Below are 874 nucleotides of genomic sequence, written 5' to 3'. Positions count from 1 at the left end.
CAGCGAAGACCATCGACTATGTCGCGTACCAGGAAACGCTCGCGGCCAGCGTGCACAATGCGGATGCCGCAGAGGTCATGCTGGGTAAGTGGGATGACGGCGCACCGACAAACTACGTGTCCAAGGCCGAGGAGGGCGGGTACGAGTACTTCAGCCTCGGGGATCAGTGGGGCCCTATCATGAAGGCTCAGGATCTGGACATGGCCGACATGTTCGCCTCCTACAACGCTCCGTTTCTGGACGATGCGATCGCGCAGGGCAAGACGTTCCATTTTTCCCATGATCCGATTGGCGACACGAAGTCGCTGCACAAGGAATTCGAGTATATGCAGGGCCGCGGCTATCGCTATGATCCGGATTCGATGACAGCGACAGCACCCACGATACGATCGGGAGACTAGGCGAGGAGATGGCAAGTCAGTTGACGTTCGATGAGCTCTATGACGAGTTTGTGGCCTACTTTGGTCAGCGGCTCGACGTGCCGACGTACAGTCCTGGGTCGAAGACAGTCACCGGCGTGCTGTACGGCGCGGTATTCATTCGGGCTGTGCTGAACCTCGAAGAGGCTACTTTCAGCGCGGCAATCGTCGTCGGTGCGGCTCGCGAGGTCGTCCGGGGCCCGAAAGGTGTCTTTGCGTCTGGCGGTGGTCGGGAAGCAGTATTGGACGTCTTGCGCGCCGTGGATGAGTCCTGTCGCTTGCGACTTCCGGACGACTACCTCGCCACTTTTGACGTGCCGGTCGACAAAGACCTGCTCATTTTTGGACCGAGGAGCACTCGCCCACCGGCTCCGAGTTTGCCGTACGGGGAATTCTATGGCTTCACCCTCAACTTCTTCGGGCCGAGGTTGTCCTTCCCCACGAGCGATGAGAGC

The 874-nt window shown here is 59.4% G+C and carries 2 protein-coding genes; both read left to right on the top strand.

Annotated features, from left to right (window positions below):
• Nucleotides 1–401: hypothetical protein (locus JF66_RS23825; RefSeq protein WP_051973761.1), on the top strand; the 401-nt coding region annotated here is incomplete at its 5' end.
• A gap of 8 nt (nucleotides 402–409) precedes the next feature.
• The coding region (locus tag JF66_RS18855) for a hypothetical protein (RefSeq protein ID WP_035880415.1) at nucleotides 410–874 on the top strand (465 nt) is incomplete at its 3' end.

This window comes from Cryobacterium sp. MLB-32, assembly GCF_000738085.1.
Taxonomy (GTDB): Bacteria; Actinomycetota; Actinomycetes; order Actinomycetales; family Microbacteriaceae; genus Cryobacterium.
The sequence above is the reverse complement of the archived record's forward strand: the minus strand, read 5'-3'. Positions and strand labels throughout refer to the sequence as shown.